General features: G+C 57.1%; 23 protein-coding genes and 1 tRNA gene. 9 read left to right on the plus strand and 15 right to left on the minus strand.

Annotation, left to right across the window (positions count from 1 at the left end; translation table 11 throughout):
• Positions 1–183 precede the first annotated feature (183 nt).
• From VGM18_18120 to VGM18_18140, 5 genes are all read right to left on the minus strand, one after another.
• The gene (locus VGM18_18120; protein ID HEY3974929.1) at positions 184–696 is read right to left on the minus strand and encodes a group I intron-associated PD-(D/E)XK endonuclease; all 513 of its coding nucleotides are present in this window, start codon (positions 694–696) and stop codon (positions 184–186) included.
• Between the two features lie 284 nt (positions 697–980).
• Complete coding sequence (locus tag VGM18_18125) at positions 981–1,427, minus strand: type II toxin-antitoxin system VapC family toxin (GenBank protein ID HEY3974930.1); 447 nt, start codon at positions 1,425–1,427, stop codon at positions 981–983.
• The gene (locus VGM18_18130) at positions 1,428–1,721 is read right to left on the minus strand and encodes a hypothetical protein (GenBank protein ID HEY3974931.1); all 294 of its coding nucleotides are present in this window, start codon (positions 1,719–1,721) and stop codon (positions 1,428–1,430) included. It abuts the gene before it with no gap.
• A 43-nt stretch (positions 1,722–1,764) separates the two neighbouring features.
• On the minus strand, positions 1,765–1,911 hold the full coding sequence (locus tag VGM18_18135) for a hypothetical protein (protein ID HEY3974932.1): 147 nt from the start codon (positions 1,909–1,911) through the stop codon (positions 1,765–1,767).
• Between the two features lie 102 nt (positions 1,912–2,013).
• Entirely contained in the window at positions 2,014–2,151 is a 138-nt protein-coding gene (locus tag VGM18_18140) for a hypothetical protein (protein HEY3974933.1), read from the minus strand.
• A gap of 390 nt (positions 2,152–2,541) precedes the next feature.
• Between VGM18_18140 and VGM18_18145 the strand changes: the two genes are divergently transcribed.
• Complete coding sequence (locus tag VGM18_18145) at positions 2,542–2,802, plus strand: hypothetical protein (protein HEY3974934.1); 261 nt, start codon at positions 2,542–2,544, stop codon at positions 2,800–2,802.
• A gap of 249 nt (positions 2,803–3,051) precedes the next feature.
• Here VGM18_18145 and VGM18_18150 read toward each other — a convergent pair whose 3' ends face one another.
• From VGM18_18150 to VGM18_18160, 3 genes are all read right to left on the minus strand, one after another.
• A complete protein-coding gene (locus tag VGM18_18150) occupies positions 3,052–4,002 on the minus strand; it encodes a hypothetical protein (GenBank protein HEY3974935.1) in 951 nt (316 codons plus the stop codon).
• The gene (locus VGM18_18155; protein HEY3974936.1) at positions 3,974–4,819 is read right to left on the minus strand and encodes a hypothetical protein; all 846 of its coding nucleotides are present in this window, start codon (positions 4,817–4,819) and stop codon (positions 3,974–3,976) included. Before VGM18_18155 ends, VGM18_18150 begins: the two co-directional genes overlap by 29 nt.
• 257 nt (positions 4,820–5,076) lie before the next feature.
• The gene (locus tag VGM18_18160) at positions 5,077–7,317 is read right to left on the minus strand and encodes a prolyl oligopeptidase family serine peptidase (protein HEY3974937.1); all 2,241 of its coding nucleotides are present in this window, start codon (positions 7,315–7,317) and stop codon (positions 5,077–5,079) included.
• A gap of 190 nt (positions 7,318–7,507) precedes the next feature.
• On the opposite strand from VGM18_18160, the gene VGM18_18165 reads away from it, so the two are divergent.
• Positions 7,508–7,582: transfer RNA gene (locus tag VGM18_18165), tRNA-Asn, on the plus strand.
• A 45-nt stretch (positions 7,583–7,627) separates the two neighbouring features.
• Here the strand turns inward: VGM18_18165 and VGM18_18170 are convergent.
• Both VGM18_18170 and VGM18_18175 read right to left on the minus strand, forming a co-directional pair.
• Entirely contained in the window at positions 7,628–8,389 is a 762-nt protein-coding gene (locus tag VGM18_18170; protein HEY3974938.1) for a molybdopterin-dependent oxidoreductase, read from the minus strand.
• 79 nt (positions 8,390–8,468) lie between these two features.
• Positions 8,469–9,224, minus strand: a complete 756-nt coding sequence (locus VGM18_18175) for a cytochrome b/b6 domain-containing protein (protein ID HEY3974939.1) — start codon at positions 9,222–9,224, stop codon at positions 8,469–8,471.
• A 428-nt stretch (positions 9,225–9,652) separates the two neighbouring features.
• Between VGM18_18175 and VGM18_18180 the strand changes: the two genes are divergently transcribed.
• A complete protein-coding gene (locus VGM18_18180; protein HEY3974940.1) occupies positions 9,653–10,210 on the plus strand; it encodes a transposase in 558 nt (185 codons plus the stop codon).
• 137 nt (positions 10,211–10,347) lie between these two features.
• Here the strand turns inward: VGM18_18180 and VGM18_18185 are convergent, their stop codons facing one another.
• Positions 10,348–12,225, minus strand: a complete 1,878-nt coding sequence (locus VGM18_18185; GenBank protein ID HEY3974941.1) for an APC family permease — start codon at positions 12,223–12,225, stop codon at positions 10,348–10,350.
• A 283-nt stretch (positions 12,226–12,508) separates the two neighbouring features.
• Here VGM18_18185 and VGM18_18190 point away from each other — a divergent pair, with 283 nt between their 5' ends.
• Both VGM18_18190 and VGM18_18195 read left to right on the plus strand, forming a co-directional pair.
• Positions 12,509–14,146 (plus strand): peptide-N4-asparagine amidase, encoded by a 1,638-nt coding sequence (locus VGM18_18190; protein HEY3974942.1) that lies wholly within the window; start codon positions 12,509–12,511, stop codon positions 14,144–14,146.
• 240 nt (positions 14,147–14,386) lie between these two features.
• On the plus strand, positions 14,387–16,324 hold the full coding sequence (locus VGM18_18195; protein HEY3974943.1) for a choice-of-anchor D domain-containing protein: 1,938 nt from the start codon (positions 14,387–14,389) through the stop codon (positions 16,322–16,324).
• Between the two features lie 88 nt (positions 16,325–16,412).
• On the opposite strand, the gene VGM18_18200 is transcribed toward VGM18_18195, so the two are convergent.
• The 3 genes from VGM18_18200 to tsaA all read right to left on the minus strand — a co-directional run bounded on the left by VGM18_18200 (position 16,413) and on the right by tsaA (position 19,784).
• The gene (locus VGM18_18200; protein HEY3974944.1) at positions 16,413–17,609 is read right to left on the minus strand and encodes a hypothetical protein; all 1,197 of its coding nucleotides are present in this window, start codon (positions 17,607–17,609) and stop codon (positions 16,413–16,415) included.
• A 115-nt stretch (positions 17,610–17,724) separates the two neighbouring features.
• Entirely contained in the window at positions 17,725–19,122 is a 1,398-nt protein-coding gene (locus VGM18_18205) for a choice-of-anchor tandem repeat GloVer-containing protein (protein HEY3974945.1), read from the minus strand.
• 212 nt (positions 19,123–19,334) lie between these two features.
• On the minus strand, positions 19,335–19,784 hold the full coding sequence (gene tsaA, locus VGM18_18210; GenBank protein ID HEY3974946.1) for a tRNA (N6-threonylcarbamoyladenosine(37)-N6)-methyltransferase TrmO: 450 nt from the start codon (positions 19,782–19,784) through the stop codon (positions 19,335–19,337).
• 298 nt (positions 19,785–20,082) lie between these two features.
• Here tsaA and VGM18_18215 point away from each other — a divergent pair, with 298 nt between their 5' ends.
• From VGM18_18215 to VGM18_18225, 3 genes are all read left to right on the plus strand, one after another.
• Positions 20,083–20,736, plus strand: a complete 654-nt coding sequence (locus VGM18_18215; protein ID HEY3974947.1) for a porin family protein — start codon at positions 20,083–20,085, stop codon at positions 20,734–20,736.
• A gap of 125 nt (positions 20,737–20,861) precedes the next feature.
• Positions 20,862–21,155 (plus strand): hypothetical protein, encoded by a 294-nt coding sequence (locus VGM18_18220; GenBank protein HEY3974948.1) that lies wholly within the window; start codon positions 20,862–20,864, stop codon positions 21,153–21,155.
• Positions 21,156–21,747: 592 nt separating this feature from the next.
• Entirely contained in the window at positions 21,748–22,917 is a 1,170-nt protein-coding gene (locus VGM18_18225) for a response regulator (protein ID HEY3974949.1), read from the plus strand.
• Between the two features lie 48 nt (positions 22,918–22,965).
• On the opposite strand, the gene VGM18_18230 is transcribed toward VGM18_18225, so the two are convergent.
• Complete coding sequence (locus VGM18_18230; GenBank protein HEY3974950.1) at positions 22,966–24,606, minus strand: M20/M25/M40 family metallo-hydrolase; 1,641 nt, start codon at positions 24,604–24,606, stop codon at positions 22,966–22,968.
• A gap of 219 nt (positions 24,607–24,825) precedes the next feature.
• On the opposite strand from VGM18_18230, the gene VGM18_18235 reads away from it, so the two are divergent.
• Complete coding sequence (locus VGM18_18235; protein HEY3974951.1) at positions 24,826–25,722, plus strand: hypothetical protein; 897 nt, start codon at positions 24,826–24,828, stop codon at positions 25,720–25,722.
• The last annotated feature ends 21 nt before the right edge of the window (positions 25,723–25,743 follow it).

The raw sequence follows: 25,743 nt of genomic DNA on the forward strand, positions 1-25,743 counted from the left end.
GGGAAACATCCCACTCGTTCCCGGATTTTCCTCGTCGCGGTTGTCATCCTGAGCGTAGCCGTTTTTCAGGCGAAGCGAAGGATCTCTCACTCATCGGGCGCGGCGCGCAAGCCAAAATGAACCACTATCCTAAAATCGGGTGCAGAGAGACTGCACCCGCTCGTTTCAGAAGCCAACCGTCCGCTACCCCAACACCTGCCACGCCTCGCGCCACTTCTCCCACATCGGCCTCCGGCTCTCGATATCCGGATAAAACCGCAAGCTCTTCGCCCGCCCCACCGCCTCAATCGGGATCACATACCACACATCCAGCGGCTGTACATGCCCGACCAGCACATCGATATCTTTCTTCGTATACCGCTTCTTCCCCCACCCCCGCGTCGAATGCACCGGCTGCACCTCATATCCCCGCAGACGCAGCCTCCCCGTCCCCTTCACCTGCACCCGCAACATTCTCTGCCCTGTTTTCGCCCACACCACAAAGTCATAGCGCTCGCTGTCTCCCCAAGGCACCGCCACGCTGAACCCCAACGTCCGCGCCTTCAGCAAAAACGCCGCCTGCGAAACTTCCCCCAACCGCTTCGGATCCCCCCGCAACTTCCTCCACCACTTCTCCCCCGGATCCGCCACCGCCATCAACCAAGGCAAAATCAAACTGTGATCCCCACTCTTCCCCGACTTCGAATCCTCACCCATCACTGTTCCTCCCCAATCCCACGTCCGCGCCAACCACGCACGCATCCTCCCAGTATTGAGACCAGAATTTTCTCAGTCAAGGTCAACTGACCATCCAACATCTGTGGAAACCAACTTGACAAAATGAAGCTGCGGACCCCCCCGTCCGCCCGCGCAGCGCCCTACTCCATAATCTCTGTCATTCCGACGAAGGAGGAACCTGCTTTTCGCCTTCGAACACCGCGAAAGGTGGGGCAGCCTCGGGTTTCGTAGCGGACGGGCGGAAGAGCCCGTAAATACCGCTATTACAAGTCGCGCGGGTGCGTTACAGTGATGTCTTCGTATCGCTTGAAGTCGGCGACATTAAAGGTGAGAATGTGTTTCACACCGTGGACATGCATCGCCGCGATAAGGCGCGCATCGTGAACGCGAACACCGGTGACGGCATGCCGCACGATGATCCTTCGCCACTCGCGGTAAATCGCCTCGCTATCTGACAGCAGACTCATCCCAGCCTCGATCACCCGTACTTCGCGCTCTGCTTCGGCGACGGTTAATCCAAAGCCATTTTTGTCGGCGGGCCGCGTCATCGCGTTCCACAGTTCAGCAATATTCTGGGAAGTGTAGTGAAGAATTGTGGCGTCTAGAACGAGCTTGGCGAGAGCAACGTTAACCACTTCATATTGCGGATCGGAACGTCTGGCGGCGCGGAGCAGGATATTCGTGTCGACCAAACACGAGGCAATGGGCATTTAGTCGTGATCCTGGTAAATCCATTCTCGAGAGATAGTTTCGGGCAGAGGGGGGATTTTGTCGGAAAATTGCGCCAACGCTTCGAGCCATGCGCGAACCTGTTCTGGTGTTCGCGGCGTTTTAGCATCTACGAGCAGTCGAGGTTTTTTCGGGACGAGAGGCTCTTCCGGGCTTGTCTCATCCGAGAAGGCGACCGTCTGAGCCAACAGTTCTTCGACGTAGGTTTCCACCGGCACGCCGCGCTCCCGCGCCTGCGTTGCCAACTCCTCGGGAACGTTGACTCGGATCTCCATGAGCAAACTTTAGCACGAAGTGCCGCGCAGAGGCAGTTCTTACTTACAGAGAAATGAGTTGCAGCAGACTCTTTCCACGCTCCACGTCTTTCAAATAATTTTCGTAAGCCAGCCGGTCGGACGCCGACTCGCCTTGGTAGGGCAGACGCTCAACAGATTTACCTACACCAACCTCCGATTCGAGCGCCACAATTATCGGGCAAAGAGGCTGGCCTGTCACCTCTATCCTAATTTCTCAACCCGAATCGTACTTGTCATTCCGAATCCTACTTCTCATTCCGAATCCTACTTGTCATTCCGACGAAGGAGGAATCTGCTTTTCGTTCTTGACCTTGCCCGTGTAGAGCGGACACTCCTGTCCGCTGCCTTTGACTTTGTTCCTGATGTTGTTCTTGTTGTTGTCATTGACGTGGCGTTTCGAGGTTGTCATTGCCGTGATGTTTGACGTCCCGGATTCGATTTCCAGACCTATCTGCCGGGTGCCCCATTTCTCGCGTCCTTTGCGAGAAGTGGGGATTCTTGTGCGAGAAGTATGACTTGTTGCCTAACGCTCATGTGGCCGCGGCCGCCTCGGCCGCACGCCTTTGACCTGGCCACTGTAGAGCGGACACTCCTGTCCGCTGCCGTTGACGATGCAAAAAGCAAAACAGCCCCGATAGGCGGGGTGGCCCGTCCTCCAGTTTGAAACGTTAGGAAGAGACTAAACTGTGGGTGCCCCATCCTTTTCGCGTTCTTTGCAAAAGGGTGGGAACCACGAACCTCGATTAACCGATTTTCCCCGGGGTTCCGCCCGGCCGAAATCAAGCGTAAAATCCGTCAAATGAACTACAAGATGGGATGGATTGGATCGGCTTCGTTCCAGGTCCTTGACGGTGCACGAGAGTTAGTCTTCGACTTGGCTGAGGGATTGAGCGTGCCTTCTGAATTCAAAGAGGGTGACGACATCGACATCATTCTTCACCCCGATCACCCGGCGAATATCTCAATGGGCATGAACAGCGGGTACTACGAGATCGTTCATCTCAAGTCGGGCGTAAAGTTTGAAGTGCCCCATAAGACCAGCGAGTGGAGATTCAAGTGACGATCCGATGACTCCGGCGGGTGGCGCCGTCCTTCAAAATGTTGGAAGGGAGAATACAGTGGCTGCCCCATCCTTTCGCGTTCTTCGCGAAAGGGTGGGAACCACGGACCTCGATGCACCGTGAACTTTCTGTGATCCCGCTCAAATAGAGATGGCCCGGCTGCCCCTCCTTGGCATCGTCAGCGCCGCAACCCACCCGTCAGAGAACAAAGCGGGAATACTCTTTCGTACTGATGTGCGGGGGCCAGCTTAGGCGGCCATAGGGGGCTTCTTCTTGTCGGCCACTTTGTTGGCTGCCTTGTCGGCGCGTCCCGCTCCAGCGTTCCTCTGCTGCTTGGACGATCCCCCCGGAGCGTCGTCCGCAAGAAACGAGCCACCGTTCCCGCACCACGAGTCACATAAGACCTCTATCTCCGCTGCCAGATCGGCTGAATTGAATCCCATGCGAACAAGGGCGTCATCTTCGTCAGCGCGTTGTACCAAAAGTCTGGCGAATGACTCGAACCTCTCTAGCACTTTAGGATCGTGCAAGTCCAGACGCCAGTTATGTGCCGCTCGGACACGCGTCTGGAGTTGAGTTAAAGCGTAGTTGCTTTCGCAAACAGAGGCCATGTAGCCCCAAAGTTCCTCGAGGCTTCCTGCGTGACCGAGGAACCCTAGGCACTGTGAGATCAGCAAGTTCAAACCGGACAAGTGCTTCCCGCGCAGAATCGCCTCCGGGCTCCACTTCTCCCTAACGTAGCGCTGGAATTTGCCGGAAGAGGAATAAGCAAGACACATCGTTAAGTCGCCCGTTCGGAAGCAGCGTCCCACTTCGTGAAAAAGCATCAAGACCAAGCTGGAGTCGAACAGTTGAGGATTGACCTGAAGGGGATGCCCCATAAATGGGATCCCCTCGGTTCCGATGTGCTTCGAGAGAATTTCGGCTTCCCCTCGAAAAAGTTTTGACACCTTTACCCGTTCCAGATACTTCATTGAACCGAGAAGCCTGTCGCGGTGTTTCTCGAACAGTTCCCGCACGTCAGACTGCCGGAAAATCTCCAGTTCCGCCCCGAGCTGCAGCCACATCATGGCCTCAACGTCCACCATTGCGTCGAATCGGCGAGGTGCGATTGCGATCTGATAGGTCCGCTTACGAGGGCCGATAAAACCCTCCTCAAACCTGCTCAGCTCACGACGCGACAGCGAGTGTGTAATCATCGTCCCTCACAAATGTCAAAGGCTTTAGGTACTTTCTGTTCGGCTTACAAATACTTGAATGCGTCTGGTTCTTCTCATAGTCGGCTGGTGGATCCGTCTCCAGAGCCTCTGCACCAACAATCTTGTCGTCATCAGGAAACAAGCTCCTAGCTCGGAACGCTCTAACATCCGGGTACTTCTTGGCCAACGAAACGGTGCGGTCACGGATGTCCTTCAGTACGGGAGATCTATCTGCGAGTTGTTTATAGGCTGCTGACTTGTGGAGACGAGACTCAACCAAGCTTCCGAGTACCGGGGTTCGAAGCAAAAGGCCGGCGTAACCAGATATGACGGTTCCCCAAAATGCTGGAGCGAAGAGTCTCAAGTTTGCGTTGAGTATACCGTCACCTTCAATCCGGCGAGCCCCCGGCGGCCCATGCTGGAGCGATTGAACGCGGCGCAAAATTGCACTCCGGATTAGGACGCCTCCTTCGGAGTGTCCCACCAGCATGAGTAACTTATACTTTCGAGTGGCCAGGTCGGCGTCCGCTCCAATTTCGCGCCACTGTGGCGAGGGATATACGCTGCCGATGAAGCTTAGGAGAGACGCCGCATTCGGCCCGATCTGACTCTCGCTTTTGTATGCGTAGAAGTAGGCATCGTAAGATCCCCACCAAGGAACCGTCTGCTGCGAAGTGTCCATTAGGGTTTGGAATTGAATCCAGGTTTTTTCCGGACATCCCCAAAACCCGTGTACGAAGATAACTGCCGTTGTTACAAAAGCTCGGTCGGTAAGTGAGACATAGGATCGTCCCTTGAGATCAAGACGTTCGCGCATGCACGCCTCCGTATATTAACTAAGTCGATTAGGCCTCCAGTGGGAACCGAAGACAAGAAAAAACCTGAGTCCGAAAGGAAACTATTACATCTTGACTTGGAAGTCAAAATAAATATTGTACGTTGCGAGGGGATCCCATCCTCTTGCTCCGCTTGCGGAAGAGCCTTATCCGAGCCTGTCGAAAGGGGGGAACCACGGACCTCGACGAGCCTATTTTCCTGTGCTTCGACTGCTCCGTCGGCGGAAACGGCCAACGACTAACGACCACCGACCAACGACGCCTCCCTCACCCCCAACTGCCAAAACAAAAACGAATAAACATCCGTATACTCCTCAATCTGCTTCGTCACCGGCTTCCCCGCCCCATGCCCCGCCTTACTCTCAATCCGTAACAAAATCGGCCGCGTCTTACTCGTCCCATTCTTTGCCTCAGCCTGCATCTCCGCCGCCATCTTCTTCGCGTGCATCGGATCGACGCGCGTATCGGTATCCGCCGTCATAAATAACACTGCGGGATACTCCGTGCCCGCCTTCACGTGGTGGTACGGCGAGTAGGCGTAGAGCCACTTGAACTGCTCGGCATTTTCCGACGTCCCATATTCCGGGATCCACAATTTCGCGATCTGGAAATCTTGATAGTGCAGCATGTCGAGCAGCGGCACCTGGCAGACCACGGCGCGAAACAGGTCAGGCCGCTGCGTGATCATCGCGCCCATCAGCAAGCCGCCATTCGATCCGCCTTGAATCGCCAGATGATTCTTGTCGGTATATTTTTCGGCGATCAGGTGCTCGGCGGCGGCGATCATGTCATCGAACACGTTCTGTTTTTTCTCGAGCATGCCCGCGCGATGCCAGTCCTCGCCGAACTCGGCGCCGCCGCGCAGGTTGGCCACGGCGTAGATGCCGCCGTGCTCCATCCAGAGATAGGCGGTGCGGCTGAAGCTGGGCGTGAGACTTACGTTGAAGCCTCCGTAGGCTGTGAGGAGCGTAGGATTCTTCCCGTTCTTCGGTAGACCGTTTTTGTGCACAACGAACATCGGCACGCGCGTCCCGTCCTTCGAGTTGAACCACTCCTGCTTCACGCTGTAGCCATCGGGACGAATTGACGGCGCGTCGACTTTAGTCCAGAGCAAAGTCATGCCGACAGCGGAGGCAGAAGGCTCGGCTGGCTTCGTCTCGATATGTATCGGCGCGAGCTCCACGCGATAGATGCTGGGCGGCACAGTGAACGACGTGAATCCGAAGAAAGCCTCGTCCCGATCCCATCGGCCAGTCGTGCCGAAGACCGTGCCGATAGCCGGAAGCGCGATATCGCTGATCTTTTTTCCGTCGAGATCGAAAAGCTTCAACTGCGAAGTTGCGTTCTGCTCGTACTGGGCAAAGAGTTTTCCACCGTAAACTCCGGCCCCTTGCAGCACAGCATCGGACTGCGGAATGATTTCCTTCCAGTGTTCGCGCTCATAATCACCCGCATCGGCCACGAAGACACGGTAACGCGGCGCGTCTTCATTAGTAGTGATGTAGAGCTTCCCGTCGTAAACGTCGGCGCCGTAAAGAAAATTCTTACCGGTCGTAATGCGCGTGGGCGGCGTGCCTTTCTTCAAGTCCATCAGATAAAGTTCAGACTTCGTCCACCCCTCGGAAACATTGATCAGCAGCCATTTGCCATCGTTCGAGAGTTGCACGCTGGGCCAGTCTTCGGCATCGCGGCCTTCGCCAAAAATCGGCTGATCGTCATTAACAGGATCGTCGCCGAGTTCGTGATAAAAAACGTGGCGGTTGTACATCTCCTGGCCGGCGGGAACATCGCCCGGTTTCGGATAACGCGTGTAATAAAAGCCGGAATTGTCATGCTTCCACGCGATCGACGCTGCGCGCGTGCGTTCAATCGTATCGGGCAGCAGCGTGCCGGTCTTGGTTTCGATGATGCGCAGCGTGCTCATCTCCGACCCGCTCGGCGAAGTGCCGTAGGCAACATATTTTCCGTTGTCGCTGGGCTGATACCAGTCAAGCGCAATCGTCCCATCGGCGGCGAGTTCGTTGGCGTCGACCAGAACGCGATCCGCGCCGTTGAGTCCATCGCGTACATAAAGAATCGGCTGGTTCTGCATCCCCTCGCGCTTGGTATAAAAATAATGTCGTCCCGCAATCACGGGCGGCGTGACGCTGCCGATCTGCAACAATTCCGTCAGCCGCCGGTGAATAGCGTCTCGCCGGGGCAGGCGATCAAGTATGGCCCGCGTGTAGGCGTTTTCTTCTTCCACCCACTTCTGTGTCTCAGGACTGTTGCCGTTCTCCAGCCAGCGATAATTGTCGAGCACCTTGGTGCCGTGAAACATATCGATCACAGGCTTCACCGGAGTTTGAGGAAGGTGCGGGGACGACGAAGAAGATGATGCCGAAGAGGACGGCGACTGGGAATCATCCCCGGCCAATACCGCAGCAGCGACTAAGAAGAAAGAAGAAAGAGCGAGGAACAAACGCAACCCTCCTGCCATGAGAGCTCCTGTGGAACCCGTCCAATCGTGGGCAATGAAACGACTAGAAAGCTAGAGTACCAGAACGGAAGTTACGCGCCGCGCCGACGTTACCGGCGAGCCCTTTTGGAACTTCAACTTTCAGACTTGCAGCCGGAATGCTATGATAAGGCGTCGGTCCGAGATCGCGGCACACGCCCGGTCTCCACACTCCTCAGTAGCTCAATGGCAGAGCATTCGGCTGTTAACCGAAGGGTTGTAGGTTCGAATCCTACCTGAGGAGCCATTTCTTTTTGCTTCTCGCTAATCGACCGTTTCTAATCGAGCCACTTCAGATGCCGGCGTACCAGGCGTATCCGGCTTCTGCGTTCGCGCCTCCGAGCCCTTTGCCGAAGCGCTTCTGGGAGTCGGTGACGGTCAGATGCGTGATGAACTTCACGCTCTTGTAGCCGAGTTGGCGAGGTACGCGCAGGCGCAGCGGGCCGCCGAAGCCGATGGGAAGATCTCCGTCGTTCATCGCGTAGGTGAGAAGAGTCTGCGGATGCAGGGCGTCGGCCATGTCGATGCTCTCCCACCAGTCGCCGGGATCGACAGAGAAATAAACTACGTAGCGCGCCTGGGGCAGCGCGCCGGCGGCGTTCAGAACATTGATGAGCGGCGTGCCGATCCACTCGGCGATGTAGGACCAGCCTTCTTCGCACACAACTTCGGTGATCTGGCTGCTGCGTGGAAGACTTTTGATGTCGGACAGCGAAAACGATGTGGGATGCGCGACCATGCCATCGACGTCGAGGCGCCAATGGGCGAATCCCGTGGCCTGGTGGCGTTTGAAGGCATCGTTGAAGGGCGCGAGTTCGTTGGCGAAAGGAGTCTTCGAAATCATGCTGCGCGGGAACTCGCGCGCCAGCGAGTGCTTCGTGATGAGCCGCTGCGCGGCGTAGGTGAGCGTTTCGCCGGGACCGTAGATGCCGCCGCCATCGGGCGGGATGAGTCCATAGCGGCGCGCCACGGCGGCAGCCGCGGCCACGCCAGAAATGCCGGCCGCGGTGGCGAGACCGGCGGTGAGGAATTTGCGCCGGGATAGTTTGTTCATGAGAGTTCCTCTACTTCTGCCACCGAGGGCGAGGACGCCCGCGGGACAGCCGGCAAGATGCCGGCGCTACTTTTAGCCGTCATTTCTGCAATCGCCAATACTTCGGGGGAACCATCGTTCCTCTATTTATGTTTCCAGTGATCATCGCCCGCATGCGACTGGTGAATCCGGCCAAAAATATCATGGCGACGTGGACGATGACGAACAGCACAAGCAATATCGTGATGAAAAAATGAAGCGTGCGCGCGGACTGGCGGCCTCCGAGCAGATTGACGCCTGCGGGAAACGCGGAGTTAAACCCGGGCGACAGCGCGAGTCCGGTCCAGATCACGAGCGGAAACAGAACGAAGATCACGGTGAGATATGTTGCGCGCTGCACAACGTTATAAGAAGATGCTTCGGATTCGTCCGGGCGCTTGAAACGTAGATGATTCGCGATCACGCGCGAGAAAGAATTCCACGTTCTCTCGCCCGGCGCAGGAAACAGATTGCTGCGAAAGTGGCCGGTCCACAATCCCCAGACGGCATACAGCAGGCCGACCAGCACCACGGCCCACGCCGCCTGAAAGTGCAGATAGCGGCTCCATCCATTCGCGTCGGGCAGCGTGTAGCCGTAGCCGGTGGGAACCAAATTCCTGGACGCGGGAATCGGAATCTTGAACAGCGGAGTCGTGAGATCGTTGCCGGTTTCTCCCCAATAGAAACGCGGGTGCGAGATGACGATCTCGCCTCCGGTAATGAGCAGAGCGAAGAAGCAGACGGTCGTGATCCAATGCGTGACGCGGACGAAGGCGGCGTGCCGGGGCGTTGCGGGATTCGCGGCGGGGGTGGACACGTCGGAAGGATAGCATGAGGTTGGGGGACACTCGATGACCGGGGAGTAAAACATTGGTGAACGTCCCGTCTGTCCCCGCGTTCGCCCCGCGTTCGCCCCCGCGTTCGCGCCCCCGCGTTCGCCCCCATTGCCCAGTTGGTCTTCAACAGTCAAGGAGCTGGATGCCCCACCCGTCGTTTTCTGACGGGTGGGTATTCGTGCCGATGATATTTGGGCGGGATTTGGTGAATGCCTTGCTTGTCACGCGTCAACGAAGGGAGGTCTGAAAGGATTCGAATTTAAGGTCTGTAGTACCCACCCGTCACAGAACGACGGGTGGGGCAGCCTCGTTCGTGCTGATGGGTGAGCGAGCCAGCCTTCGGCGATTTCGCCGAAACCATGTTCACTCGTCACATCCAAAATTTCGTGTTTGTGCTACACCGTCAGAAATGCCTGCAAATCTTCACCGCTACTATGGTGCGGGATACCTCCACTTCATCACCACGAGTTGCTACCAGCGGCGTCCCCTGCTCGGCACCGCCCAGGCCCGCGATCTTTTCCTTGAAGTCATGGAGCAGGTCCGCCAGCGGCATCAATTTGTCGTGGTGGGTTACGTGGTTATGCCGGAGCATGTCCATCTTCTATTCGGCGAACCACAGCGCGGTAATCTCTCCCTAGTGCTAGCAGCTCTGAAACAAACTTTCGCCCGCCGACTCCTGCAGAATCTTCGCCGCAGGGTCGATCCGCAAGACGGGGCGCTCTGGCGCACGCCCTTGGCGGAGGGACACGTTTGGCAGCACCGCTTTTACGACTTCGTCGTGTTCACCGATAAGAAGCGCATCGAAAAGCTGCGCTACATGCATCGCAATCCTGTGGTGCGCGGGCTCGTTCCCGAACCAGAGCTGTGGCCGTGGAGCAGCTTTCGCCACTACGCCTACGACGAAGCAGGTCCGGTGCTGGTAAACGAAACCCGCAGGGCCGAACTCACCATCCGGAAAATCTCTTGACACCAGCAGCGCGGCAACCCACCCGTGAAAGTGCCACGGGTGGGGCATCCCATTTCGTGGCGGCCACGAAACGAAATCTCGGCGGAGCCAGCCCAACTTCAAAGGCGGCGGACAGGAGTGTCCGCCCCACACTGGCATTAGCCCTGGTGGCGGATGTACCAGGGCGCGCTTACGGTGAAGATGCGTTCGTTGCCGCGGGCGAGCAGGACCCATTCGAGCAGGCGTCCGCGCTGGTTGTGGAGGAAGTATTCATACCAGCGGTCTTCGACCAGTTCGGGGATGACGACGACGATGTTGCGGCCGGGATTTTTCTTCGACAGGTCGAGCACGAACTGAACGACGGGGATGATGACGAAGCGGTAGGGCGACGGCAGCAGATGTAATTGCGGCGGATTTTTGCCGGCCAGGCGGAAGGGACGGTCGACGTATTCTGCCCAGTCATCCTCGAGCAATTCGGAATGTTCGTTGGGCTCGACGTGCAGGGCGATGACTTCGGACGAAAGGCGGGCGGCGAATTCAATGCCCTGGCGGCTGATGTTGCTCCAGCGGTCGATGGCGATGACGGCGATGGGCTGCTGGGCAAGGCCTTCGGCGTCGACCGGAACTTTGCAGGTGGTCAGTTGCTTCACGTAATGATAATGGCGGCGGACCAGAGCGAAGAGAACGATCGTCAGGGGAATAAATAATAGAGTGATCCACGCGCCTTCGGCGAATTTTGCGACCAGCACGACGACTGTCGTGATGCCGGTGACGGTCGCGCCGAGTCCGTTGACGAATGCACTCTTTACCCAATGCGGGCCGCGTTTCTTGTGCCAGTGGATGACCATGCCGGCTTGCGAGAGGGTGAAGGCGAGAAAAGCGCCAACTGCGTAGAGGGGAATAAGCCGGTCGGTGACGCCGCCGAAAAGAATCAGCACGCCACCGCACAGGACCGCGAGAACGACGATGCCGTAGGTATAGACGAGGCGGCGTCCGCGATAGCCGAAGACGTGCGGCAGATAATTGTTCTGGGCGATGGCGCGGCACAGGCGTGGGAAATCGGCGAAGGCAGTGTTGGCCGAGAGCGAGAGCACGACAAGGATCGCGCCCATGGTCAGATAATAGAAAATTCCTTTCCCGAACACCGCAGCGGTCAGCATGGAAAGCACGCTCTGGTAGCCGGGCGCGCCGGGATCGGTAGCAGAGATGCCATAAGTTTTGACGAGATAAGAAATTCCCGCCAGCAATACAGCCAAAAGAAAAATGATTACGGTGAGTGTGCGCTGGGCATTTTTGACCGTCGGTTCGCGGAAGGCCTTAACGCCGTTGCTGACGGCTTCTACGCCGGTGAGGGCGGTGCATCCGCTGGCGAATACTTTCAACAGCAGCCAGTAGGTGACGGCTTCAGTCATGCGCGGCGGGGCCGGGAGATTGACCACTGGCGTGGGATGGCCTCCGCTGACGAGAACTTTGATGACTCCGGCGACGATGGTGATGAGCAGAGTGCCGACGAAAAGATAGGTGGGGACGGCGAAGGCCGTTCCGGCTTCCCGCAAGCCTCGCAGATTAAGAATTGTGATGACGATGAGAATACCGATGCAGAGGCCAACCATGTGCGGCAGCAACGAGGGAACCGCAGAGACTAATGCGCCAACTCCGGCGGAGATGCCGACGGCGGCGGTGAGAATGTAGTCCGCGAGAAGCGCGGCGGCGGCGAGCAGGCCTGCGGGCGCGCCGAGGTTGAAGCGCGCAACGGTATAAGAGCCTCCGCCGGAAGGATAGGCTTCGATGGTCTGGCGATAAGAAAAATAAACGATGATGAGCAGCGTGATGATGGCGGCGCTGACAGGAACGATATAGCGAACGCCAAGCAGTCCGAGCGGAATCAGCAGGCTGAGTGCGGCCTCCGGGCCGTAGGCGGCGGAACTGAGGCCGTCGAGTCCGAAGATCGGGATGCCTTGCACCGGGCCGATCTGCTCGGCGCGTTCGTCGCTGGTTCTGATCGGCTTTCCGACTACGAGATCAAGGATGTTCATGGGATGGTCTTCGCCGCTGGGAGGAACTATTTAACCACAGAGATCGCGCTGGAACACAGGGTTACCCTCTGTGCTCTCAGTGTCCTCTGTGGTTAAGATTTTGTTCGGCTTGACACTTGCGGCACCGAACTGCAACACTTCTTTCCCGTGCGAAACTGCCGCAAGAGCCTTGCGGGGCGCGGCTTTCAGCAATTTCTGAGGAGGTTCTCCCGTGTGCCAAAACAAATCTGCTAATTTCCTGCTTTGTTCTGCGATGCCGGTTTCTGCAATCAGGTGCTTGGTCGTGGCTTTCCTGGCGTTTGCGCCCTCGGCTTTCGCCTCTGGGCCGTACGTGATTGGATTATCGAATACGGTAACGGCCGATCCCAACATCACACGTCCGTCAACCACGCCCTGCATCGTGCAACTCATGAGCGATGCGGAGTTCGATAACTTCAACCCCGTGTCGTTCAACTATGCGCCGCCGGCGGATTGTCCGGGGCCGTGGGCGAAGGTGGTTTTCACCGCCGATATCAATGTGACGGCGGGAGTACAGTACGACCGCACGGCGAATTTCTGGCTGGGGCCGACGAACATTTACTTCGGGACCACGGCCGAACCGTCGTCAACACTCGGGCCATCGTGGCACGTGGAAAGTGACCTCACCGACTACAGTCCGATTTTCCAGACCTCGCAGCAGGGCACGGCGGACATCGGCAACCTTGTGAACAGCACCTATACGGGGATCATTTTTGCCAGTTCCACGTTGGAGTTTTATCCCCTGGCAAAGGGGCAGACGGCGCCGGTGACCGCTAACGAAGTATTCGCCCTCTCGGCCGGATCGACTGGAGGGACGGTCGGGCTGACTTCAACCACGAGCACGTTGTCGGGCACATTCACGCTGCCGACGAACATTGAGAACGCGTATCTCGACGTTTATGCGCAGAGCCAGAACGACGACGAGTTCTGGTATACCTGCGTGCCCAACGATGTTTCCGGCGAACTGTTCAGCTGCGGGAACACGGGCTTCCGCGAAACTGAAATTACGGTCGACGGATCGCCGGCGGGCGTAGCGCCGATCTTTCCGTGGATTTTTACAGGCGGCATCGATCCCTGGTTGTGGTTCCCCATTCCGGGGGTGCAGACGCTGAACTTTACGCCGTATCGGGTGAACCTCACGCCCTTCGCTGCGATTCTGAGCAACGGCCAGCCGCACACCATTTCGCTCAGCGTCTACAACTCAGACAACTATTTTTCGGCGACCGCCTCGCTGCTGGTTTATCTGGATGCTGGCTCGACTTCGGTCAGCGGAGCGCTGACCAGGAACACGCTGACGGCGGCTCCATCGCCGGTCGTGACCGAGAATCTGAAGGTTGGCAACACGATTACCGGAACCGTGGGCGTGAAGTCCAACCGCAACTTCACGATCAGCGGATACGTGAATACTTCGCACGGGAAGGTCACAACAACTATTAACCAGGGCGTGAACTTCTCGAATAATCAGAGCTTCGACATCACCAACACCGAGTATGTGCAGGACATCAATCAGAGCAGCAGCGTGAATACCACGACGACTGTGGCGACCACGGGGCAGCCGACGGTGACCTACACGCACAACCTGCAGTTTCCGCTGACTATGGATATTTCGCAGATCACGCAATCCAACGGCGACATCAACCAGACGACCAAGGCGTGGCAAACCTACGATGTGCAGAACACTACAAAACAGGGCGGCGTGATCACCTACCTGAGTCTGCTGACGAACGCCGGGCAGCATCAGGACACGTTAGAGTTCGACTCCAGCTTTAACCTGCTGGGAAACTCGAACCAGTCGGCGTCGCAACTCTATAACGACACCGATTCTACCGGTGTGAATCTGTACTGCACGCTGTCGGCGGCGAATAATGTGCTGACCGCGTTCAGTCCGACTTGTTCGCAATAGAAGCGAAATCGAATAAAGACCTTGGCTTCTTGCATTTGCGTGTCCCACTCTAGCCGCAAAGAGCGCGGCTGGAATGGGGCAACCCTCGTCCTCTCTCTTTAATATTTTCTTTTCTCCTCTTTTCTCCTCATCCTCATCTTGGGTTGGCAACGGTTCGGTGTGCATTTTCTTTCATCATTCTCGGGCGGGCGGAATTCTCATAGAATACCTTTCAACTTGGACGGTATAAAAAAGGTCACTATGAGAGCGAAATTGGGTGTACGCGCGCTGCTACTGGGAATCGTGGGTTGGATGATGATGGGATTGCTGCCACTCCGGGCTCAGGAGGCGAATCCGGTGATTTTTCCAACCGGATTGGATTTTGGTTATGTCCCGGTGGAAGGGAACTCGGTACAAACGATCAGCGTTTACAACGTGAGCGGAAGCAAGAGCATTACCCTGAACTCAATTACCGCGAGTATCAAGCAGCTCAAAGTGATCACGGGAACAGTGCCGATTACGCTTGGGCCCGGACAGCGCGAGGATTATGGAGTCCAATTCACTCCGACTGCGACTGGAGCATATGCGGGGCACTTCACCTTTGCCATCGCCGGAGAGGCGAGCCAGGCCGTCAACACGAACGGAGTCGGCGCCAGCACGACTGCGATACCGACGCTGAGCACGACGTCGATGAGTTTTCTGAACCAGGCGCTGGGATCTTCGAGCAAGCCGCAGACGCTCACTATCACCAACACCGGGACGACCTCGTTTCAGGTGACCAACGTGGTGGTGACGTATCCATTCGCAATGACCGGGTGGACGGCGGCGACTTCGATTGCGCCGGGCAAGTCGCTGAAGCTGACGATCGGGTATGTGCCTACTGCCATTGGAAGCCAGACCGGCCTGATTTCGCTGACTTACGATATTGCGGCTCCGAACGGAGTCAGCTTGTGGGGCAGCGGGACGAATGCGACGGTGCTGGGGATTAATACGTTTCCGACGCTGCCCGCCGGGACCCCGAAATATCCGTATCAGGACAATCTTTTTGCCGTCGGGGGCAAGGCGCCTTACACCTGGACACTGGCGACGGGGTCGACGTTGCCGACGGGATTGTCGCTGTCGACTTCCGGACTCATCACCGGGTCGCTCGCGTCCACGGTAAGTGCAGGCAATTATATGTTTACCGCGCGGGTCACGGATTCTTCCAGCGTGCAGCAGAAGGCAAGCAAGGTGTTTACGTTGCCGGTAGCCGCGTATTCGGGATACAAGAACTGTAACAACATCAGCGTGAATGCCGGTGATGGCTCGGGGCCGCTGGTGCCGATCAACGATCTGGGAACGAATTACTATCTGGGAGCGGAAGAGGGCGGACTTTACGCGAACGGCAGCAATGTGGACGATCCGGGCCATGACTCGTATGGGCAGAGCGCGGCGTCTGCGATTGTGCCGTTGGATGGGAACGGCAATTACAGTCCCACGGGGAAGTACGTATTCATTTCGGTGGGATTGTCGGTGGCGCAACAGCCGTGGTTTGAGTTCGTGGACCTGGTGAACACCGATCCGTCGAAGAATCCGAACCTGGTTGTAGTCAACGGCGCGACCGGAGGTGCTACGGCCTCGCTGCTGGCTTCGCCGACCAATAATTTCTGGAATGCCATCACCTATGATTACCTGCCCAACGCTGGAGTGACGCCGCTGCAAGTGGTGGGGGCGTGGATTCTGGATGTAGACGGCGGCCCGGCAGGAACATTTCCTCACGATATGGTCAACCTGCAATCGCAGTTACAAGAGATTGCACAGAACCTTCAGAGCAAGTTTCCCAATATCAAGCTGGCGTATTACTCGAGCATGAACTACACGGGATATTCGGATGGTGCGGCCACGCTCAATCCAGAGCCGTATGCGTATGAATCCGGCTTTGCGGTGAAGAATGCGATCCAGGATCAGATCAGCGGAGACCCGGCGATGAATTTTAATCCCGCGCTGGGTACGGTCTACGCGCCGTGGCTGGCGTGGGGCCCGTATTACTGGGCCAACGGAATGATTCCGCGCAGCGATCAACTGACGTGGAGCTGCCAGGATCTTTACATCGACGGAACGCATCCCTCGGATCCGTCGGGACGGATTAAAGTCTCGACGGAGTTGTTGAACTTCTTGAAGACGGACGACACGGCGTCGAAGTGGTTCCTGGCGCACTAAGCGCGCGATTAGACCGAAGCGATCGACGAAGTGCCGCTCCTGTAGAATCCTCTACGCCCGCGCTGAAAAATTTGCGGCCGCCTGGTGGCTAGTGGCTGAAGATCAAGACGGCGCCTTGGTTTTGTTGGCTGTTTATGGTGGCGAACGGATTTCCTGCCATCACCGCACCACCGCTGACACCCACGGTGTAGCCCAGAGAGTCGCCTTGGCCCGCCGGAGGAAGCAGCTCGGAAGTGGCTTGTGACGTGGTATGCCATCCGCTTGCGGGCTTTACGTAGGTGTAGATTGCGCCGCCCGGCGTCGTGAAATGGTTATAGGCTGCGACGGCAATAGTGTTGCCGGCAATGGAAACGGCGCTGCCGAATTCATCATTGGGCTGGCCGAGGGGCCGGGTGAGCTCGGCGGTTTGGGTCATGCTCTTCCAGCCCTGCGTCGGTTTGACGAACACATAGGCTGCTCCGACTTGGTTGTGGTGGTAGTAGGCGCCGACGACGACGGTGTCGCCGCTCATGGAAAGGGCGCTTCCGTAGAAATCGTCAGCGGTTTCGTCCGATCCCATGAGTGCGGCGTTGGGAATGTTCTTAGTGACCCATCCGGTGGAGGGTTTGACGAAGACGTCGGCTTCGCCGGGATAATTCTGTCCTTCATTGCAGCAGCCACCGGCTACGACGATGATGGTGTTTCCGCTGACGGCCACTGGACTGCCGCTCCCGTAAGCGGCCGGGTTGCTCAATTGGGCAACCTCGGTCATGTCGACCCATCCGCTAGAAGGCTTCTCGTAGACGTATCCCGCATATGCGCTGCCGGCGACGATGGTGTTGCCGCTAATGGCGACCGAGAGGCCGAGACCGAACGACGAGGTGCCTGCGAGTTGCGCGGTTTCGGTCATGTCGGCCCATCCGCCAGCGGGCTCGACGTAGACAAAGACGACGCCCTGGTCGCTGTTGGCGAAGGACGCGCCAACAACGATAGTGTTTCCGCTGATGGCGACGGAGCCGCCGAAATCACCGGTGTTGGAGATGGAAGGGGTGAGCTTGGCGACCTGGGTCGAATTCTGCCAGCCATCCGCCGATTTCACGAAAACGTATACGGCGCCCGCCCCGATGTCACCCACTACAACCGTGTCGCCGCTGATGGCGCTGGGGTTACCGAACTGGCTGTCGGCAGTAGAATCGCTGCCGGTGAGCGTGGCCACTTGATATGATCCGCCAGTTGACTTCTGAGCGAAGGCGGACGCGGCGAAGGCCAAAATGACGATTAGGTGAGCGATGTATAGTCGGCGCATTCGAATTCTCCTCTGGTCGAAATGTGGAGATCCCTGGGTCGAAGACGGGTAGACGTCTTCAAAGGAAATCAACTCCATAGACTGAGAGTTTCTTCGAGTGCCGGTTTCAATCAGGCTACGGCTTCACGACAAAATTCTTTCTGCTCTGCAAGACCGCGCCGGCAGTCGTGACTTCGATCGGGCCTGTGCTGGCGCCGGCGGGAATGATTGCGGACAGATGAGTGTCGGAGAGCACTTTGAAATTCGCGGCCGCGCCGTTGAAGGTGACTTTGGTCGCCCCCTTCAGATGAGTGCCCAGAAGAGTGACGGTGGCGCCCGCCTTGCCGCTGAATAGCGCTGTATTCACGAACGGCGCCAATCCCATATCGAGGCTGTAAACCGTGCCGTCGTTGGAGGTCCCGCCGAATTCGGTGACGCCGTAGAAATTGCCGTCGGTGTATTGGACCGGAGGTGACAACGGGTCGGTCTGCGTGAGATTGGCGGTGTTGTTGAAGCTGTAGAGGCTGGCGTAGGTCCCGCTGGTGCTGGTGTTGAACAGAGTACCGTCACCCTCGGAGCCGCCGTCAGAGGTAGAACCGTAGTAGTTGCCGTCGGTGCCGAGCAGCATGCCGGCGCTGGGGAAGGTGCCGTCGCCAAAAGTTGCGCCGAAGCTGTGGAGCACGGTGACTCCGAGGCTCGGAGTCACCTGATAAATCACGCCTTCGCCGTTGGTGCCGCCGTCTTGAGTGGTGCTATAGAAATTTCCATTCGAAGCCTGAACCAGAGGACCGATGGGGAACGATCCGCCCGCGCCGCAGGGGAAATCGTAAGTTGCGCCGATGACTCCGGCGGTGGACATCTTCAGAATCGTTCCACAATAAAACGTGCCGCCCTCGGCGACCGGGATGTAGAGATTTCCGTCGCTGCCCTGGGTGGGTGGGGCGATGGGGCCGAAGCCGTGCGTGTCGGTTACGTCAAATTTGTAGATGGTGGTGAGGGTGCCGGAACTGGTGATCTTGTAAACGATGCCGCGGCCGTTTTCGCCGCCGCCGCTGGTGGTGCCGTAGAAATTCCCGTCGGACGCGAGAGTGGGCGGGTTCCACGGAAAAGCTCCATCGATGAAGGTGTTGAAGTTGTGCAAGATGGTCACAGCGCCGGCAGGGGTCATCTTGAAAACGGTGCCCATGCTTTCGGTGCCGCCCTGCTGCGTGGTGCCATAGAAATTGCCGTCGGTACCAAGGGTAAGGCCGCCGGTGGGATTGGCGCCGTCGCTGGTGCCGCCCTTAAAGCTGTAGACGACTTTTTGCTGTCCGGCAGTATTCACGGAAAAGATGGTGCCGACGTTGTTCGCTCCACCGTTGTAGGTAGTGCCGTAGAGGTTGCCGTTGGTGCCCTGTACCAGGGTCACGTAAAAGGGATTGGCTCCGCTGATGCGATTGCCGGCGAAACTATAAAGCGTGGTGACCGTCTGGGCTGAGCCGAGAGTGGCGGCCGACAATATGGCCGCGAGCATGGCGCTTCTGAAAATAATCATAGAAAGGCCGGTCAAACGGTGATGAGAGCCAAAAAAATCCGCAGTGTTTTTTGAGCGCATAAAAAGCCTCCAGGTTCGGAACCACGCGATAGCAATGCGCAGAGGGAGGGGCGCACCTTGCCTTGGAACGCTACCTTACTTTTCGGTGAGCCCGCAAGATGAAGGAAATTGCACAGTTCTGGCGGGCGGGAACGGCGTTATTTCAACGGGGATTATTTCAATCGTCGCGCTTCGGCTTCCGTCAGCCAGCCCCGGCGCAGTTTTTCCATGGGAATGCTCGACAGGTAAGGCTTGAGGTCGAGAATTGGCGTGCCGTCGAGCATGTCGACGCCGCGAACGTGCAGCGAATTGGCCTCGCGACGGAGCAGCTCGACGACAGTCAGTCCGAGAGGGTTGGGACGGCGCGGGGAGCGGGTGGCGAAGACGCCATGCGGGCGATCGTCAATGGGCGGCGTGCCGACCAGGTCGAATCCTTCCGAGCGATCGAACACCCACAGAACGAAGAGGTGAGAGAAGCCTTCGATGTCAGCGAGGCCGGGTTCGAATTGCGGCAGAATTTCGAGCATACCTTCGGCCTCGTGTTGAGCGTTGAAGCCTTTGGGAATTTGTTTGGTGTTTTGGTAGGGAGATTTTATGACGCCGATTGGTTGAGGCGAAAACATGGATTACCGATCCGCTTTCAAGCGCCGATGATTCGGCGCGGGTTGCTATACAGGAAAGTTTCTCACGCTTTCCGCCGCTGCGCTACGTCGAGAAATCCGGTTACACAATCTTGAAAATCTTTACGCCCGATTGACAAAACTCTATTTGTCGAAATGCAACGGCTTCGGCGAGCGCGAGCATCACAGAAACAAAAAAAGTTAGAGCCGTGTCGCCCGCTATCGGTACGAACGGGCGAAGCACTCGAGTGGGATCGGTCCGCTGTACCAGGAAAAAATAATTAGAAGGAGAGATCCGTTTATGCGACGAGCCTTTGTGCGGGAAGTCGATTTGCGGCGATGGGCAATGCGGCGAGCAATTCTATTCCTGGGAGGTTTGCTTTGTCTGGCCACACTCTCGGTCGGGGCGCAGGAGAACCGGTCGGAGATCAGTGTGCAAGGGACGGGCTTTTTCACCAATGGCGTGCAGGGGAATGGCACGGCCTACAGCGCAACCGAGACGGGAGGTTTTCTGGCGACCTATCGATACCACATGAATCGCTGGGTTTCGCTGGAGGGAGCCTATGGGTATGAGGTCAACTCGCAGAAATACGGGTTATCGTCGGGAGGATTCAGAATTCAGTCGGGGATCAATCAGTTGACTGGAAGCCTGGTGCTGAATCTTCCCAACCGCGGCCACTCCCGATTCAATCCTTATATTCTGGCGGGAGGCGGGGCGTTAATATTCGAGCCGACGGGGAACCAGTTCGATACATTTTCCGGAGCGCAGGGGCAGGCGAAAGGCGTGTTCACTTATGGAGTGGGAGTGAATTATGCGCTTTCTAAGCGAATCTCGATGCGGGCTGAATACCGCGGGCTGGTCTACGACCCGCCCGATTTCGGATTTGGCATATTAGTGACAAATAGTGTCACGCAAACGATGGTTCCGTCGGTGGGATTCACGTATCGGTTCTAGGCGGAGGTGTAAAGGTAGGTGTAAAGGTAACGAAGCGGCATACAGTGCAAGCTGTATTGTTAAGGCCGGGGAAGCCCCGTTAGCCTGATAGGGCGCTGGCTGATCGTCTACTTTCAGGCGCGCAAATGCTTCGTATGGAAGATAAGATTCGCAAACTCTGTGCCGAGCTTCTGGCCACGACAGAGGATGAGGAAGTCCGACCGATCCTCGTCGAACTTCGGGACGCATTGCACGAGCACGTCGAACGTCTGCGCGAACGCTTTGCCTCCTATCCCTTCTTCGTCGAGCGGCGCACGGGAGATCACATCCCGCGGACGAATGAACGACCGTACAATGAACGCCCGTACGAAGACAGTGCAGAGCAAGCGCACGGCCCGCGTGATCAGGCCACTGACCGACTTAAGTTAGGATCGTTGTGACGGGGTGGCATGGGCAGGTCCGGTGCCCTGTGCAGTCGTTCGTGATTCTCGTCCAACACGCGAAGCAACTCTTGAATTGTGGCTAAGAATCTGTCAGGGTCTTGCTCCGCAATAGCTCGTTCGCACAACTCTTTCCAGCGTTCTTTGGGTTCGCCTCTCACGCGTGTCACCTCCAAACTGGGCACTTGGCTTGTTTTCACAATTGGCACGAATTGGTGCCCGTTGTGGGAACCTCCGGCCCCTTGATGGAACAACACTTAGAAGGACTTCCGTAGGGAAGCAATTGTGCCGCCAAATGACTTCCCGGCAAGGAATCGCCATATTAAGAGGCACTTAGCCGTGCTGCATTGGATTTTCCGATGAGGAATGGAGCGTAAAATTTGCTGCCTGATCATCGGAGCGCCTCGAACGATCATGATTCAGCGAACGTGACTTAACGATCCTGGGCTCAACCATCCTGGCTCAGGTTGCGGACTTTGGTCCGCTACTGGATTCCCTGTATTCCCTTGCGGTCAAAGTCGTAAATAATAGATGCCCAGTGTGCCACTGCCTTTTCCCCCAATCGCAGTGGTTGTCGCAGGTATCTCTGGCCGTGGATGAAAAGATCAATATTCTGATGGTTGATGACCAACCGGGCAAGCTGCTCACCTATGAAGCTATGCTTGGTGAACTGGGCGAGAACCTAATCAAGGCTCATTCCGGGATGGAGGCCTTGGAGCACCTGCTGAAAACCGATATTGCCCTTGTCCTGATGGACGTGAGCATGCCTGGGATGGATGGTTTCGAAACGGCGCAGATGATTCATGATCACCCGCGCTTTCAAAACACGCCGATTGTTTTCATCTCCGGCATTCTTGTCACCGATCTGGACCGCCTCAAAGGATATCAACACGGAGCCGTAGATTACGTTTCCGTTCCGGTTGTCCCGGAGCTGCTTCGGGCAAAGGTAAAGGTGTTTGCGGAGCTGCATCGCAAAACGCAGCAACTCGAAGCGCTTAACGCGCGCATGACCATGTTGCAGGACGAAGAGCGCAGGCGGATCGCGCGGGAGTTGCACGACAGTGTCGGACAACTGCTCGCTGCGATCAGCATGAACAGCGCTTCGGTAGAAGCGGAATCTCATAAGCTAAGCCCGAATGTAGCCAGACGCGTTGCCGAAAACGCTGCCATGGTTCAGGAGGCCAGCAAGCAGATCCGAATCATTTCTCACTTGCTGCATCCTCCGCTGCTGGATGAAACAGGTCTGGCATCCGCCCTCAGGTGGTATGTCGAAGGATTCTCGGAGCGCAGTAAAATCGACACGAAACTGGACATCCCTCAAGCCTTTGAGGATCTGTCGAAGGAGATGGAACTTTCCATCTTTCGGGTGGTGCAGGAGTGCCTCACTAATATTCATCGTCACGCTGGAAGCCCCACGGCCGGAATTCGCATTACCCAAGACAAGGCTTGCGTAAGGATCGAAATCGAAGACGCGGGCAAAGGGATTGCATTCGAAAAACAGCTCGCGCTCCAGTCGTCCGCCCACACCGGAGTCGGCGTTCGCGGAATGCGTGAGCGCTTACGCAGGTTAGGCGGGACTCTGCAAATTTACTCCAAAGGCCAGGGAACGCGGGTGACGGCCGTTCTTCCCGTTGCGCATGCCTCGATTGTGCCTTCCGCTGCTCCGGTCACAACTCCTATCGCGACTGCTCCGGCAACCCAAGAAGTCGGCAGTAGATCGGTCCAGAGCGAGGGAGCGTCTGTGGCAAACCAATTAACTTAAGTGCACAATCGTCGCAACGGGCCTGCTTCTTCATCCTTCCTTCGTTGATTACTCATCTTTTTTCGACGGCTCTTTGGGCAGCGCCGGTTCAATCGGTTTGCGAGGGAGCATCTGTTCGCGCATGGCGGCGTCGTAGACGAAGCTGGCGACGATGACCGAGATTTGTTTTAAGTCTTCGGGTTGCAGCCGGTCGTAGACGTCCATGTTGGAGTGGTGGGTGCGGGTTTCGTAATCGAGAGGATCCTGAATGAACTGAAATCCGGGGATGCCGGCGGCGTCGAAGGATTGATGATCGGTGCCGCCGGTATTGCGCATCGTGATGGTGGTCATGCCCAGGTCTTTGAAGGGCTTCATCCAGGCTTCGAAGATGGGTTCGACGGCGGCGTTTTCCTGAAGGTAGATGCCGCGAATTTTGCCGCTGCCGTTATCCACGTTGAAGTAGGCGGAAACTTTAGCCTGCTCCGGCTTCGGAGTAAAGGGGCCGGCTTCGCGACGCATGAGCGTCGGCATGTCTTTCATGTTGGGATCGTCCAGCGGCGGGCGCGAGCCGAAGTGATGTTCGACGTAGCCTTGCGAGCCGAGCAGTCCTTCTTCTTCTCCGCTCCACAGGCCGATGCGGATGGTGCGGCGCGGCTTAAGGTCGAGAGCCTTGATGATGCGCATGGCTTCCATCATCACGATGGTTCCCGCGCCGTTGTCGGTGGCCCCGGTGCCGGCGTGCCACGAATCGAGGTGCGCGCCCAGCATGACGACTTCATCTTTCTTGTCGGTGCCGGGAATTTCCGCGATGGTGTCGTACTGCATGGGGTCATCGTCGTAGAAAGTGTTGGCGACGTTCAGTTCGAGCGTGACATCCTGTTTGTGCTGAAGCAGGCGGACGATGCGCGTCCAGTGCTCCGATGCCATGGTGAGCTGAGGCACGGTCGTGGTTTCGCCGGTCTTGTAAGAGCCGCCGGATTGCACGAAGATAGTGCCACCGCCGGCGGTGCCGCGGCTGTGGTCGATGACGGCTAGAACTTTTTCTTCGGCGAAGAACTGGTTCATATCTTTGTTGAGCTGGCGGCGCCGGGCGAATTCGGCGGCGCGGCCTGCCGGGCGCTCACCGGGGATTTCGTATTCCGCTTCCTTGGCGAGGTCCTCGTCACTCAGGCGCTTGAAAGGCGCTTCGGTGATGGGCTTGATCACGTCGGTGTCGGAGCCCAGGATCACGATCATGCCCGCGAGCTTGCCACGATATTTGTCGAAATCTTTCTTGTCTTCAATGTTGACGCGCACGCACTTTCCGGTCACAACGCCGTTGGTACCGGGTGTCCAGGCTTTGGAGTAGACGATGAGAGGCGCGATGTCGGGCGACGTCATGCGGGCATTGGTGTATTGATTGGCCCATCCGCGGCCGAACGGCCCCCAGGGTTCGAGGTGAGCGTTGCTCAGGCCCATGGCGGTGAGTTGATCGCGCGTCCATTCGTTGGCGCGCTTCATGTTGGGCGACCCGGTGAGGCGCTCACCGATCGTATCCATAAGTCCGTAGGCGTATTCCATGACTTTGGAATTGCGGAAGCCTTCGTTGCGGATGCGGGCAACGGTTTCGAGATCGACCTTTTCCTGTTTGTCTTTTTCTTGTGACCACGCGGCGGGGACGAAGCACGAGCAGACAATCAAATAACAAACGAGTCGCGGAAAACTCTTCATGGGCAAGCGCTCCTGAGCGGGAATCAACCGGGGATTATACAGCCGGTGGCGCCATGCGAGGCAAAGGACGAATTGTAAAGTTATTTCAAACATTTAGTGCTCGCAGGCGGTCGAATGCAGATGTACAATCGGTCAACTTCCCCCCTATTTCAAGTTGAAGCGGAGCCGCAAAGCGCGCGCCCGAAATATCTTCAACAACTAACGAAGTAGGAGTGTGGTATGGCGCCCAATGTAAAGAAGCCGCGCACTTTGCGCTCTCCGTGGCCTCCCACAGAAGATCTGTTAAAGGTCCAGCCCGTTCTAGGCTGGGATAATTGGTGGAGTTTGCAGACCCAGTCTAAGCGCTGCGACGTGTGGGACATCATCTATTACAATTTCGCAACCTATAATCCCGAGGAAGTGAACTGGTATTTGCGTGAATGGATTGGATGTCACGACGTCAGTCTCGACGGGAAGAACTATTGCTTCGGGGCCCTTCCCAACGGGCAGCCGATGCAAATCTATATTCCCAAGGACGAATGGTTGCCGCCGGGACCGCAGCAGGCCGCCGCAAAGAGGACCGCGCTTGATATTCTGCACGATCACTTCGCCGCCACGTTGACGTTTAAGGCTGGCGCGCTAGAACTTGGGCGCGGCGATCTTCTGGGAGTGGCAAGTGCAATCGAAAGTGGGAAAATCACGGTGATTCATCGGCCCTGCATGGGAGCGAATGCGCAATACAACACGGGAACCAATCAGCTATTAATCCCGTTCGCGGAGATGCCGCATGTTGGCAGGCGGGCGCTGATGGTGCATGAAGCCGTTCACGCGGCGATGGACATCGATAAAACACCGCTAACGATGCAGCAGTCCGAGGCGCTCGCCTACATCGCGCAAGCGCTCTACTTGCACAGACGAGGATTGGATCTTGGGGCAACGTTCGTATCGCCCTCCTTTGCGAGCGATCCTCGCAACTTCGTCGCCTGGACAGGAATATTCAAATTCGCTGCTCGCATCGCGGAAGACATCGACCGTGGAACGGCGCCGAGTGATCTCGATCTGGCCGGGCTCTTCGTTGCAATCTCCGCTGCTCCCATGTATGAACACGAAGCGGCCCCGCTCAATAACGGAGTGTAAACGATCTCCATCGCGTTCGAG

The sequence above is a fragment of the Candidatus Sulfotelmatobacter sp. genome (assembly GCA_036500765.1).
Lineage (GTDB): Bacteria > Acidobacteriota > Terriglobia > Terriglobales > Acidobacteriaceae > Sulfotelmatobacter.

Coding starts and splice junctions, on each gene's coding strand:
- VGM18_18120 (HEY3974929.1), bottom strand. CDS start 696: ATGGGTGAGGATTCGAAGTCGGGGAAGAGTGGGGATCACAGTTTGATT.
- VGM18_18125 (HEY3974930.1), bottom strand. CDS start 1,427: ATGCCCATTGCCTCGTGTTTGGTCGACACGAATATCCTGCTCCGCGCC.
- VGM18_18130 (HEY3974931.1), bottom strand. CDS start 1,721: ATGGAGATCCGAGTCAACGTTCCCGAGGAGTTGGCAACGCAGGCGCGG.
- VGM18_18140 (HEY3974933.1), bottom strand. CDS start 2,151: ATGACAACCTCGAAACGCCACGTCAATGACAACAACAAGAACAACATC.
- VGM18_18145 (HEY3974934.1), top strand. CDS start 2,542: ATGAACTACAAGATGGGATGGATTGGATCGGCTTCGTTCCAGGTCCTT.
- VGM18_18150 (HEY3974935.1), bottom strand. CDS start 4,002: ATGATTACACACTCGCTGTCGCGTCGTGAGCTGAGCAGGTTTGAGGAG.
- VGM18_18155 (HEY3974936.1), bottom strand. CDS start 4,819: ATGCGCGAACGTCTTGATCTCAAGGGACGATCCTATGTCTCACTTACC.
- VGM18_18160 (HEY3974937.1), bottom strand. CDS start 7,317: ATGGCAGGAGGGTTGCGTTTGTTCCTCGCTCTTTCTTCTTTCTTCTTA.
- VGM18_18170 (HEY3974938.1), bottom strand. CDS start 8,389: ATGAACAAACTATCCCGGCGCAAATTCCTCACCGCCGGTCTCGCCACC.
- VGM18_18180 (HEY3974940.1), top strand. CDS start 9,653: ATGCCTGCAAATCTTCACCGCTACTATGGTGCGGGATACCTCCACTTC.
- VGM18_18185 (HEY3974941.1), bottom strand. CDS start 12,225: ATGAACATCCTTGATCTCGTAGTCGGAAAGCCGATCAGAACCAGCGAC.
- VGM18_18195 (HEY3974943.1), top strand. CDS start 14,387: ATGAGAGCGAAATTGGGTGTACGCGCGCTGCTACTGGGAATCGTGGGT.
- VGM18_18200 (HEY3974944.1), bottom strand. CDS start 17,609: ATGCGCCGACTATACATCGCTCACCTAATCGTCATTTTGGCCTTCGCC.
- VGM18_18205 (HEY3974945.1), bottom strand. CDS start 19,122: ATGATTATTTTCAGAAGCGCCATGCTCGCGGCCATATTGTCGGCCGCC.
- tsaA (HEY3974946.1), bottom strand. CDS start 19,784: ATGTTTTCGCCTCAACCAATCGGCGTCATAAAATCTCCCTACCAAAAC.
- VGM18_18215 (HEY3974947.1), top strand. CDS start 20,083: ATGCGACGAGCCTTTGTGCGGGAAGTCGATTTGCGGCGATGGGCAATG.
- VGM18_18220 (HEY3974948.1), top strand. CDS start 20,862: ATGCTTCGTATGGAAGATAAGATTCGCAAACTCTGTGCCGAGCTTCTG.
- VGM18_18230 (HEY3974950.1), bottom strand. CDS start 24,606: ATGAAGAGTTTTCCGCGACTCGTTTGTTATTTGATTGTCTGCTCGTGC.
- VGM18_18235 (HEY3974951.1), top strand. CDS start 24,826: ATGGCGCCCAATGTAAAGAAGCCGCGCACTTTGCGCTCTCCGTGGCCT.